Here is a 12,457-nt window from a genome sequence, read left to right as displayed (position 1 = left end):
TCGCCCCCGACCCTGCCTGTCCTACCCGGCGACGCGTTCGTCAGCGCGCCGGTCGCCGACTGCGTCCCGTTGCCCGACCATGTACGTACCGCCGACGCCGCGCTCGTCGAACCGCTGTGCTGCGCCGTACGCGGTCATGTCGTGCTCCGCGACACCCTCGGTGCACGCGTTCTCGTCTACGGCGCCGGAACCATGGGGTTGATGATGCTCCAGCTCGCCAGGCGCACAGGCGTGGTCAGCGTCGATGTCGTGGACACCAATGCCGCACGCCTCCATGTACAGCCCGCCCACGACTCCGCGCACCACACCGCGCAGAACGGAAATCCAACGCCATGAGTGAATCGATGCGCCGTGTCGTCGTCCGCTCCATCGACGACGTCCAGCTGGAGCAGGTACCCGCGCCGGCTCCCGGAGACGACGAACTCCTCGTCCGGTCCACTCTGGTGGGCGTCTGCGGCTCCGACGTCCACGCGGCGCTCGGCGACCATCCCTTCATCGACCTCCCCTACCGGCCTGGCCATGAAGTCGTCGGTGCCGTGGTCGCCGCGGGCCCAGGGGCCGAGGACTTCAAGACGGGAGACCGCATCGTCGTCGAACCCAACCTCTACTGCGGCCACTGCCCCCAGTGCCTCGCCGGCCGCTACAACATCTGCGAACAGCTGAAGGTCTTCGGCTGCCAGACACCGGGCGCCATGGCCGACCTGTTCACCATCCCCGCCGACCGGGTCCACCGCCTGCCCGACACCATGACCGACCGCCAGGCCGCGCTCATCGAACCGCTCGCCACCCCCGTCCACGCCGTCGCCAAGGCAGGCGACCTCACGGGTCGTACCGTCGCCGTACTGGGCGCCGGCCCCATCGGCCTGCTCACGCTCATCGCCGCCCGGCACGCGGGAGCCGCACGCACGGTCGTCACCGATCTGCGGCCCGCCAAGCTCGAACGGGCCCGGCGACTGGGCGCGGACGTCACCCTGAACGCCGATGCGCCCGATCTCGTCGACCGTGCCCATGAGGTGCTCGGCGGGCGGGTCGACGTGGTCTTCGACTGTGTGGCACGCGCACAGTCGATGGCGCAGGCCACCGAACTCGTGGCGAAGGGCGGCCAGATCATCGTGGTGGGCGTCGGAGCCCCGGGAGCCACACCCGTCCGTCTCGACCTGGTACAGGACCGCGAAATCCGCATCGAGGGCACCCTGATGTACACCGCGGCCGACTACAGGACCTCCATCACCCTCATCACCTCCGGCGCCGTCGACGCCGACGAGGTCATCACGGCCGTCTACCCGTTGGAGGAAGCGGGCAAGGCCTTCACCGCAGCCCTCGACCCGGACCAGGTCAAGGTTCTCGTGTCCGTCCCCCAGACCTGACCGACGGGTGCCTACGGCCGGCAGGCCGCTCGGGTGCCACCGTACGGAGCAAACCACCGAGGGACCGCTGCGGTCACCCTGACACGCTCCGCTTCGTTCCGCAGCCGTCTCGCACGGGGCCCGACGAGACACGACGTCGCCCGGAGCCGGCCGTCCGCCGGCGCGTGCGGGAGGACTCCGACCGCGTCCCGCGGCGGTCTCAGACAGCTCGCTCGCCAGGCTTGTGTTCCGCCCGCCTCGCCCCCCGGGACACGGCTTCCCAGGACGCAGCGACCCGCCTACCGGGATCGTCGCGCCCTGTCGGGGCAGGAGGATGGAGTCATGGCCGGAAACGTGGACCTCGCCCAGTTCCTGCGGTGCTGCCGGGACCGCATCGACCCCAAATCGGCCGGTATCCCCAAACGCGGCACCTACCGCCGAGTACCTGGGCTTCGGCGCGAAGAAGTCGCCCAGCTCACCGATGTGAGCACCGACTACTACACCCGCCTGGAGCAGGGCCGAAACATCCCCCCTCGGACAGCGTCCTGGACCCCGTCGCCGAGGCCCTGCGCCTGGACGACGCGGAACGGGCGCACCTGCACCACCTGGTGAAGGTCCGGCCCGGCCGCCGCTCCCGGCGCACCACACCCGGCGTGCAGCGCGCGCGTCCAGGACTCCTGCGGTTCCTGGACTCCTTCCACGACCACGCCGCCTTCGTCCTCGGCAGGCGCGGCGACGTCCTGGCCACCAACCATCTGTGCCGCGGCCTGATCGCCGACTTCGACGCCCTGCCCTATCGGGAGCGCAACCTCACCCGCTGGATCGTCCTGTCGCCCGAAGCCAGAGCACTGTACGCGGACTGGGAACGACTGGCCGCGGAGATGACAGCGATTCTGCGCCTGGACGCCGGCCGTCACCCGGATGACGCCCGCACCACTGAGCTGGTCGGTGAACGGACGATGAAGAGCGAGCACTTCCGCCGCTGGTGGGACGACCACAAGGTACTCACTGCCCACGTCACCCCCGTCCGCGCCGACCTCGCCGAGGCGAACGGCATCGAGACCGTATGGAAGGCAGTGGAGGAGACCGGCCGCCCCCTGGCCGTCGCGGTGCTCAACGCAGGCCGCAGCATCGGAGGGCCTTTCCTCGACACCGACCTGGACGACGAACTCTCCCTCATCGCCCTGAACGTCACCTCGGTCGTCCACCTCGCCAAGCACGTCGCCCGGCACATGGCCACCCACCACGCGGGCAGGATCCTCGTCACCTCGTCGCTGTCCGCGACCCTGCCCACCCCCTACGAGACGGTATACGGGCCCTCGCGCGCCTTCACCCGCATGTTCGCCCTCGGCCTGCGCGAAGAGCTTAAGGACCATGGTGTCACCGTCACCACGCTCATGCCCGGTGCCACCGACAGCAACTTCCACGCCCGCGCCGGAATGACCAACACCGCCTTCGGCCCCGGCATGAAGAAGAACAGCCGCAAGGAAGTCGCCCGCCAGGGCTTCCTCGCCATGATGGAAGGCCGCGCGGAGATCGTAGGCGGCGACGCCGCCACCAAGCGCACCGCCATCCGACACCGCTTCCTGCCCGAGACCTACAAAGCGGCCCGGCACGCCGAAAAGGCAAAACCCCGCCCTCAGCACTGAGCACTCAGCAAGCTGGACAGCCAGGTCCAAGCGCCAAGACCGGGGGATGACAACGGCGTCAGCGGGCACGTGCGGTGGCGATCGGCCTTGAGCACCCCAGGACGTCGGTGCAATGGGCGGGCGTCCGCTTCGTGATCATGATCGCCTGCCGAGGCGAACCGTCCGTACGGCAGTAGCCGACCCTGCGTCACAGCGCGAGGATGTGGGGGAAGCGCCGCTGCCAGCGGCGTGAACCGGTCGGGCGGCCGGGCGGTCGGAGGCGCGGCGCGTTGTCGGCACGGGTCCGGGATGCCTTCCGCCGCACGGCGTACACCCGGTCGTGGCCGGCGAGGCACCGGGTGAGGGTGGCACTGGCCGAGTCGGTCGTGTGGCCGCCCGCCGCCGTCCTCTGCGAGGGAGATCTCATGTCCCAGAACACCGAGTCCAGGCCGGCAGAGCCGCGGATCGCGGGGACCGGCCGGGCCGTGCGGCGGCAGGCCCCCTTCGGCGACCGGCAGGACGCCGAAGGCGCACGGTGCGGCTTCGCAGCCAGGGCGCGAGGCAGGCTCGTCCGCGACGCCGACGGGCGCACCGGGCAGGGCCCGTACCCCGCCGGACCGGATGACGTGATCGTCCTTTCCGGGACGGACGCACGCGGTGGCGCGGTCACCGGTGAAGCGGTCACGGGTGAAGCGGACGGGACCACCCGCCTCGGACCTCTTGGCGCCGCGCGCCCGGACGCCGTCGTCGTCGCACCGTGACCGGAGGGGCTCCATGTCCAATTCCGGCACGCTGGTCCTGATCATGGCGGTGGCCGTGCTCGCCCCGCTTCTCGCGGAGGGGGCGGCGCGGCGGGTCCGTGTTCCCCTGGTCATCTTCGAGATCGCCCTGGGCATCGTGATCGGCCCGGACGCCCTCGGCTGGGCCGAGGACGATCGGGTCATCGACACCCTGTCCCGTCTCGGGCTGGCCATGCTCATCTTCCTGGCCGGATACGAGATCGACTTCGCGACCATCCGCGGTGCGACCCTGCGCCGGGCCACCGGGGCCTGGCTGATCTCGCTGCTCCTCGGGATCGGACTCGCCTTGGTGATCGGCGGCGGACAGACGTACAAGGCCTTCGTGATCGGTACGGCTCTGACCAGCACGGCCCTGGGCACCGTGCTGCCGATCCTGCGCGACAGCGGTGACCTGCACACCCGGTTCGGCACCGTGATGTCGGCGTTCGGGGCCGTGGGCGAGTTCGGCCCCATCGTCGCCATCGCGCTGCTGCTCAGCGGACGCAAGCCGGGCCAGTCCGCCGCCGTCCTGGTCCTCTTCGCGGCGATCACCCTCGCCGTCGTCCTGTGGGCGCTGCGACCGCGTCGGCCCTGGTTCTCCCGGCTGGTCGACAAGACCCTGGACAGCAGCGCGCAGTTCGCGGTCCGCTTCGTCATGCTGCTGCTCGCGGGGATGCTCGCTCTGGCCGAGTCCTTCGGCCTCGACATCCTCCTCGGTGCCTTCGCCGCCGGTGTCCTGACCCGGCTCGTGCTCCAGGGTGCCTCACCCGCTCACAGCGCCCAGATCTTCGGCAAGGTCGAGGCCATGGGGTTCGGTTTCCTCGTACCGCTGTTCTACATCGTCACCGGTATCGAGTTCGATCTGCGGGCACTCCTCGACGGCGCGCGCGCTTGCCCTGCTGCCGCTGTTCCTGCTGCTGTTCCTGCTCGTCCGAGGCGGGCCGGTGTACTTCTTCGCCCCGCGCGAGCTGCACCGCGCCGACCGGTCCGCCTTGACGCTCTTCGCCTCGACCTGCCTTCCGCTGGTGGCGGCGATCACGGCCATCGGCGTCGACCAGAAGGTACTCGCTACGGACGAGGCGGCCGCGCTGGTGGGCGCGGCGATGCTCTCCGTGCTCCTGCTGCCCCTGGCGGCGATGCGACTGCGTGCCGGGACCAGCGGGGGCGAGCGAGCGTCCTCCGCCTCGGCGGAGTCGGAAGCCTGGTGACACCGCGGGACCGGGTTCGAGTCGTGCAGAGGCAGAGGCAGAGGCAGAGGCAGAGGCAGAGGCACAGGCTGACGCAGCCGTTTCAGGCCGCGTCTGCCCCGGGCACCGTCACGGCTGTCCGGGGCGTAGGGCTCTGCGGGGCGCGCTGCGTATCCGCCAGGTCCGGCTCGGCGCAGGACCCTGCCGCGGCCTCTCGGGACGCGGCAGGGTCCGAGCGTCACGTCGTGCCGTGCGCCCGGGGGAGCCGCCCGGACTTCGCCCACTCCGCCGCCGGTGACCAGAGTCCCGCTCCGCCGGCGGCACCCGTGCCTGTTCCGGTGGCCGTCCCGGTACCCGTGCCGTCCCATGTGCCGGCGGGCCGCCATACGCCCGGTCCCCCGGAGGCGCCGGCACGGCCGTCACCGCCCGCCGCGACCGGCCGGTGATTGCGGTGCGTCCGCTGGAACCCGACCGTGTAGGTCCGGGTGACCGAACCGTTGGACGAGGTCACCTCGATGGTGCGGGTGGTGAACCTCGACGTGTGCGACGACAGGACCGAACCGCCGTCGGTGACCTTCACCCGGGCCCCGGACTGGGCCGGTACGGCGGACAGGACAGGGATCCTCCCGTTCTTCGGCCAGTCGACGACGTACGTGGACACGTCCGGATCGAACCCGTCGATCGCGACGCCCCCGACGGTGATCGCCTTGGCGTCGGCGACGCTCGCCTTGGTGGCGTCCGAGTAGTTCGTCACCCGGACCGACCCGTCGGCGCCCACGACCACCTGCGCCGTCATGGCCGCCGCCAGGTTGATCCGCTGCCAGCTCGCGCCACCCGCCGACGTGAGGTCGAGCGGGTACCCCGAATCCGTCGCCGTCTGCTCGAGGACCTGTGTGCGCTGCTCGGCGGTGAGATCCGGGAACGCCGTGATCAGCAGGGCCGCCGCGTCGGCCGGCGTCCTGAGCGCCTGCCCGGCCATCCCCGCCTGGGAGAACCCGTAGCTCAGGCGCTGGGTGTACAGGTCGACGTCCTGTGCCGGGCTCAGGCCGCCGTACGCGTCGCCCGCGCAGGCCGCGAGCGTGTCGCCGTACCCCTCCTTCTCGCACTGCTGGAGCAGCACGTTCTCCAGCTCGGTGTGGGCCTGCATCAGCAGCTTCGCGAAGTCGGGGTCGGCCCACCGGTGGGCCACGGTGGCCTGACCGGTGATGCGGCCGCCCATGACGTCGATCGGGTAGTGGAATCCCAGGACGATGCGGTTGTTCCCGTACTCCGAGGTGCGCGCGAGGATCGACGGTGCCAGCTCCGGCAGGAGGGTGGCCAGGACCGTGCCGGCCTCGTAGCCGCCGTAGGTGTGACCGCTCGGGTACGAGCCGCTGGTGGCGAGGCCGCTGTAGGAGCCGTCCTGCGACTCGTAGATGTCGCCGCCGTCGCCGACGAAACCGAGCCGCACGTACGGGCGCAGGTAGCCGTAGTGGTTTTTCGCCGCGTCATGGGTGTCGAGGTTCTTGGTGACGCGGCCGAACAGCGCGTTCGTCTTCGGCAGTCGGCCCGTGGTCAGGGCGTCCTCGTAGATCTGGCCGAGACGCGACCCGAGGCCGTCGGCCATGGTGACGGTGGCGCTGTGGGTCGCGTCGACCTCGGCGCGGTCCACCTCCTTCTGTGTCGCCGCGTTGTTGATGCGCACGGCGATCCGGTCGTTCTGAGCGGTGAGCGGGGTGCCGTTGGGCACCTTGGTGTTGGCGCCGAGGACGTCGGTGCGCAGATCGTCGATACCGCTGAGCAGGTCGTTGAAGTAGTCGCTCCCGTCGCCGGTCGCCGGCCACTTGTCCGACGCGTACGTCGCGTTGAGCGTGTCGTCCGGGAAGGGAGAGGGCACGTACGACGGATCGGAGGCGTCCGCCGCGGCGGTCACCGGGGCGGTGGCGGTGGAGTCGTCCGACGTTCCGGCCAGGGTGACCGCGGTGACGGTCGCCGTGTGGGTCTTTGCCCGGTCCCCGGTGGTCAGCAGCGCCGTGGTGGTCGTGGCGGGAACATGTGCGGTGGTTCCGTCGCCGAGGGACACCGTGTAGCCGATGATCGGGAACCCGCCGTCGCCGGCGGCACGCCAGGTCACACGGACCTGCTTGCCGTCGGTGAGCACACCCGTGACGGTCGGCTTCTGCGGCATCCCGCCGGCGGTGACCACGGGGGCCGTGGCGGGACTCGGCCGCGAGGAACCGAGCGAGTTCACCGCCCGGACGCGCGCCGTGTACGACGTGCCGGACGGCAGCCAGGTGAACGTCGTGCGGCGGCTGTCCGGATCGTGGATCTCGACCTGGTGACCGTCGTCGAGGGTGACCTCGTAGCCGGTGACCGGTGAGCCGCCGGTGTCCTCGGGCGCCTGCCAGGCGACGGTCACGCTCGTTCCGGACGAGGTCGCCGAGACCGCGGAGGGCGCGGCGGGCACCGTCCTGGGCTTCGTGGTGAGCGCGGCCATGGCGTGGTCGAGGGCCTCGTACCGTGCGGTGAGGGTCTCGTCCGTGGCCGTGTCGTTCGCGATCGCGGTCCGCGCGTCGGCGAGTGCCGTGGTGAACGCCTTCCACGAGGTGTCCGTGTAGCGGGTGTCGTCCAGGACCGCGGCGGTCGCGACCAGGTCCTCCAGCTTCAGTCTCGGCAGTGGGATCAGCTGGTCGGCGGCGAGGGTGAGGCTGCGGGTCCGGGTGTCCACCTCGAGCTGCGTCGCGTCCTCGGCGCCCACCAGGGCGCGCGCGGAGGCGAGTTCACGCCGGAAGACACCGAAGTCGATCGTGTCGTAGCGTGCGCCGTCGTCGGCGAGACCCTCGTACTGTTCGATCGCCTTCCGTAGGGCTGACGTGTCCGCGGGAGCGGGCGCGTCCACGTGGTCGAAGGTGATCCGGCCCAGGTTGGCGACGTACGGGTGCGAGGAGTCCGCGGTCGTCGTCAGCCGCAGGTGGACGGCGTGCGTGCCGGTGATCGCCTCGGGCAGCGTCAGGCTCGTGGTCCCGCCCGAGGACCACGCGGTTCCCGTGACCGGCAGGGGCACGGTCGCGTACGGCGTGCCGGGGTCGGCCGGGTCGAAGGCGCCGAGGTAGAGCTGAACGGCCGAACCGGTGCCGCAGCGCGCGGAGTTGTTGACGTAGGTGAACGTGACGGTGTTCTTCGGCGAGCTGCCGAAGTCGATGTCGCCGTAGTCGAGCCAGGCTCCGTCGTAGGTGCCGCCGAGATCGGTGGCGGAACCCGCGCCGGACCAGCCGGCCGGCTCGCTCTTGAGGCCGCCGCCGCTGTTCGAGTGGAACGCGGTGGCGTCGAAGCCCACGGGGGCGTCTGCGTTGCGGGTCAGGGTCAGCACGTAGACGTTGGCGACGTACGGCTGCGACGAGGTCTCGGTGCTGGAGACGAAGTCCGCGTAGACGTCCTGCACGCCGGTGAAGACACTCCGGTCCAGCTGCACGGTCGTGGTGGCGATGGTCCCCCAGCCCGACCCGGTGTAGTCGAGGGGGATGTCGACGCTCTTCGGGCCGTCCTTCGAGCCGAGGTGCAGCTCGATGTGGGAGTCCGACGCCGCACGTGACTGGGGCTTGTCGTAGCGGACGGTGAGGGTGTCGGCGCCGTCACCGAGGTCCGTGTCCTGCCACCGGGCCCAGGCACCGTTCGTCACGTTCTCGAAGATGCCGTTCGCGAGGTTGAGGGGAAGCGAACCGTCGCCGGTCGTGGTGCTGTTCGCCGCGCTGAGTGTGGCGAGCGTGGTCGTGGGGGAGGAGGAGACCTCGTTCGGCGAGAACTGGTACCAGTCGAAGTTCGACACCCACTGCTGGCCGGCCGGGGCGTGGAACACGAACGTCGCGCTCTTGGCGGCCAGCAGGGCGGCCGGGTCGGTGACGGCCGCCTGGACCGTGCTGTAGTACTGCCAGCCGCCGGTCCCGGGAAGCGAGGCGGTGGCGACCACGGGACCGTCGGCGGCGCCCGCGTGGATCTCGACGCTGCTCGGCTTCGCGTTCGCCGGCTGCGAGTTGGCGTAGCGGACCGAGACGCTGCGTGGGGAGACGCCGCCGAAGTCGAGCCCGGTGAACCGCTCCCACGCTCCCTCGGTGACACCTCCGAGGTCACCGTCGGAGTAGTACGCCTCCTTCACGAGGCTGGGGCCCTCCATCTGGGCCGGGGCCTCGGCCTGGAGCACGGCGTAGCCGCCCTCGTCGATGGTGAGCGTGTCGATGGCGGACCGTAGTGCGTCGTCCGCGGCCATCAGCGAGCCCGTCGTGGAGGCGGGGTCCGCGAGGAGGGTCCTCGCCCGTTCGAGCGCCGACCGGAACAGATTCCAGGAACCGTCGGAGTAGTGGGCGCTGCGCACCAGCGACGCCTGGTCCACGAGCGCGGCAAGGGTCTTGCGGTGCACCGCGGCGGCGGAGATGACGAGCGGATCGGTCGGTGATATCCCCGTGCCGCGCACGGTCGAGGCCGGCCGTCCATGGGCGAAGGCTTCGTCGCGGAAGGCGATGCCGAAGCGGGCGTCGACCTTCGTGGTGCCCTTGAGTGACAGCGTGGCCGTGCGCCGGCCGCTGACGCGGAGGTCCGCGGTGACGCCGTCCGGCAGGCCGGTCAGGCTCGCCGCCCCGGTCCTGGTGAGGCTGGTTCCCCTGCGGGCGGCGAAGGACGCCGGGCCGGACAGGGTGAGCTTCACGCTGTCGTCGACGGTCCCGTCCGCGGCGGTGTCGACGGTGCCCGGGTGGGCGGAGACGACGGTGTCGTGCCTGCCCGTTCCCGCGCCGCCGTCACCCGTGCCGCCCGTGTCGGTGTCGAGCGAGTACGCCGGCTCCGTGTCGGCGCCCCACCGGGAGGGCTTGGACCCCATGGTGAAGTCCAGGGATCCGCCGGAGATGATCTGGGAGTAGTCCAGCCATGTGTTGTTGAACCGCGAGCCGTTGAGGGTCGCCTTCTGCACGTAGTAGTTGCTCGGCGACACGCCGTCGGCCTTCACCGTGAACCGGCCGCCACCGGCGTACGTGATCGTCGTCGAGTCGAAGAACGGGCTGCCGATCTGGAACTGGCTGGAGCCCGCCGTCACCGGGAACAGGCCCAGGGCGGCGGCGACGAACATCGTCGACATGGTGCCGGCGTCGTTGTCCATGGTCGGCAGGAAGCCGTTCGGGGAGAGCTTGTACACCTGGGTTCTGACCGGCGGGGTGAACTCGCCGCCGGAGCTGGGGGCTTCGCCGGTGGAGCCGGTCGCGATGTAGCGGTTCCAGGTCGTGCCGGTGTAGATGGCCCGCACCCACTTCTGCGTCAGGCTCGGCTCACCGACGTAGTTGAAGAGGTAGGGGGCCTGCAGGTCGATCTCGTTGGCGTTGGAGTGCAGCATGGTCGAGCCGTCGTCGGCGGCGGAGTCCTCGCCGAACATGTGCTTGATCGCGGCCCGGCCGGCCTGCTGGCCGCCCATGGCCTCGATGAGGCCGCCCATGTCGTAGGCGTCGTACCAGTGGTACTGCCAGAGCGTGCCCTGGTAGAGGCCGGCCGCCTCGAACTTCTCGTAGTCGGCGCTCTGCCACTCGCCGTCCGCGGCACGCGGGGTGAGCAGACCGACCTCGGTGCCGTCGGCCGCGGTCCAGGCACCGGACTTCACGAGGTGGTCGATGGCCATGGTCGACTGCGTGCGCAGCTTCTTCGCGTCCGCCGTCTTGCCGAGGGCGTCGGCCACGACGGACAGTGCCCACTGGTCGTAGCCGCGCTGCACGGTGGTACCGGGATCACCTGTCACGTATCCCTGCCGCAGCTGCGCCCCCGTGTAGTACCCGGTGTACGCGAGCAGCGCCGGGTAGGCCTCGTCGAGCCGGTCGAAGTTCTTGTAGCCCTTCGACAGGGCGTCCGCGACCAGCACGGCCGAGCGCTCCCAACGCACCGTCGGGACCGAGTGGGTGAGGCTGCCCGGGCTCTTGCCGGCGGTGTGCGCGTCGGCGAACAGCTCGATGAGCGACTGCACCATGTCCCGGTAGGTGGGCGGGTCGATGTAGGCCTCGACGGAGTACTTGCGGAAGTCGTCCCAGGTGGACCAGCCGTCGTAGTAGGTGAAGCCGTTCGTCCTGTGCACCGCTCCGTCGACGCCGCGGTACGTTCCGCTGGTGCTGGTGGCGTTCACCGGCAGCGCGTACATGCGGTACAGGTGCGTGTAGAACTCCTTGGTGAGCGTCGACCCGGGATCGGACGTCGCGGAGGAGCGTACGTCGACGGCGCCGAGCGCGTGGTTCCAGTCCGCCTTGGTCCGTGCGCGCGCCTGGTCGAAGGTGAGGTCGCCCACCTCGTTGTGCTGGTCGGTCGCGGCCTGTTCTGCGCTGATCGGCGAGAGCGTGACGCGCAGTTCGACGTCGGCCCCGGCGGACGGGGCGAAGCCGAGCAGGGCTCCGGTGTCGGCGCCGTCCTGTGCGGTCGCGTCGCTCAGCTTGCCGTCGTTGCCCCAGCTCTTAAGGGAGGTGACGGGGACGTTCGTGGTGGCGTCGTAGTAGAGCTTGTACGAGGCGCCGTTGAACGACCCCGCGATGAGCCCGGTGATGGAGGTGGTCCCGTCCGCGAGCGTCGTCGCCTTCAGCGTCGAGCGGGTGCGGCTGGTGAAGTTGTTCGCGAGGTCGAGGACGAGTTGGGGACTCGCACCGGACGGGAAGCGGTAGCGCTCCAGCGCGGTGCGCGTCGTCGCGGTCATCTCGGCCTGGATGGTGCCGGAGTCGCTCTGCACCGCCGCCCCGGTCCCGGAGAGAGCCCCGAGGCCCACCTTGTAGGAGCCGGGCGTCGCGGTCTCGTCGTCATGGCTGAACGCGTGGGCGTAGGTGCTGGGGGCGGGGCGCCTGTCGTACTGCACGGAGGTCGGCACCACGAGCAGGTCGCCGCCGCCTCCGGACCCGCCGACGCCGTCGAGGTTCGTCGCGGTGAAGCCCGCGATGTGGTCCTGGTTGTAGTCGTACCCGGTGTGGTTGCGGCCCGGCGTGGTCATCGGGTTGACCTTGGCCAGTCCGTGGGGCGCCTGCGCGCCCGGCAGGTCGTTGCCGTCATCGCCCGCGGTGGACACGAACGGGTCGACCAGGCGCGTGTAGTCCGTCCCTCCCGACCCCGCGGAGGCGGCTGCGACCGGCACGGCCGCCGCCGCGCCGCCACCCGCCAGCGTGGCGATGCCGAGCGCCCCCGCGAGCAGCGCGGCGACCGTCGCGCGCAGCGGCCGGCGGCCGGGTCGGCGGACGGCTCTCGGAGGGACCACAGGGGGCAGGGCGAAGGGGGGATGGGATCTGATGGGCACGTCAACCTCTCCAGCAGCTGTTGTTCTCCGCACGCACAGGTCTGCCTCCGCGATCTGACAACGTTGTCTATTCGCGCCCGGGCGTACGACTCGAAGGAGGACGGAAAGTGAGCGCCAAGCATCGCACGCAACCGACGAATTGCACCCGCCGCGTTCACCGCCGTCTGTCATGACACACGGAGAAGACGTACGGAGCGCGACAAATATGCGAACACTGCGCGCGAGCCGGGCATGGCCACTA

The 12,457-nt window shown here is 70.7% G+C and carries 5 protein-coding genes and 2 pseudogenes; 6 read left to right on the top strand and 1 reads right to left on the bottom strand.

Translation table 11 applies throughout. From position 1 onward, the window contains the following. Nucleotides 1–36: 36 nt before the first annotated feature. From ACIRPX_RS35500 to ACIRPX_RS35475, 6 genes and pseudogenes are all read left to right on the top strand, one after another. A pseudogene (locus ACIRPX_RS35500) lies at nt 37–273 on the top strand (alcohol dehydrogenase); the annotation flags it as partial. Nucleotides 274–332: 59 nt separating this feature from the next. Continuing rightward, nucleotides 333–1,367, top strand: a complete 1,035-nt coding sequence (locus ACIRPX_RS35495) for a zinc-binding dehydrogenase (protein WP_404203032.1) — start codon at nt 333–335, stop codon at nt 1,365–1,367. A 321-nt stretch (nt 1,368–1,688) separates the two neighbouring features. Continuing rightward, complete coding sequence (locus tag ACIRPX_RS35490; RefSeq protein ID WP_404203030.1) at nt 1,689–1,958, top strand: helix-turn-helix domain-containing protein; 270 nt, start codon at nt 1,689–1,691, stop codon at nt 1,956–1,958. 41 nt (nt 1,959–1,999) lie between these two features. Continuing rightward, the gene (locus tag ACIRPX_RS35485; RefSeq protein WP_404203028.1) at nt 2,000–2,995 is read left to right on the top strand and encodes an SDR family NAD(P)-dependent oxidoreductase; all 996 of its coding nucleotides are present in this window, start codon (nt 2,000–2,002) and stop codon (nt 2,993–2,995) included. 404 nt (nt 2,996–3,399) lie between these two features. After that, nucleotides 3,400–3,735 (top strand): hypothetical protein, encoded by a 336-nt coding sequence (locus ACIRPX_RS35480; RefSeq protein WP_404203026.1) that lies wholly within the window; start codon nt 3,400–3,402, stop codon nt 3,733–3,735. Nucleotides 3,736–3,748: 13 nt separating this feature from the next. Beyond that, a pseudogene (locus ACIRPX_RS35475) lies at nt 3,749–4,961 on the top strand (cation:proton antiporter). Between the two features lie 217 nt (nt 4,962–5,178). Here the strand turns inward: ACIRPX_RS35475 and ACIRPX_RS35470 are convergent. Continuing rightward, nucleotides 5,179–12,216, bottom strand: a complete 7,038-nt coding sequence (locus ACIRPX_RS35470) for a glycoside hydrolase domain-containing protein (protein WP_404203024.1) — start codon at nt 12,214–12,216, stop codon at nt 5,179–5,181. Nucleotides 12,217–12,457 lie beyond the last annotated feature (241 nt).

Origin of the sequence: Streptomyces sp. NPDC101225, from assembly GCF_044767585.1 — a bacterium.
Lineage (GTDB): Bacteria > Actinomycetota > Actinomycetes > Streptomycetales > Streptomycetaceae > Streptomyces.
This window is presented reverse-complemented; position numbering and strand designations above follow the sequence as displayed.

Bases quoted from the DNA above. Each gene is read 5' to 3' on its own strand.
- ACIRPX_RS35495 (WP_404203032.1), top strand. From the start codon at position 333: ATGAGTGAATCGATGCGCCGTGTCGTCGTCCGCTCCATCGACGACGTC.
- ACIRPX_RS35490 (WP_404203030.1), top strand. From the start codon at position 1,689: ATGGCCGGAAACGTGGACCTCGCCCAGTTCCTGCGGTGCTGCCGGGAC.
- ACIRPX_RS35480 (WP_404203026.1), top strand. From the start codon at position 3,400: ATGTCCCAGAACACCGAGTCCAGGCCGGCAGAGCCGCGGATCGCGGGG.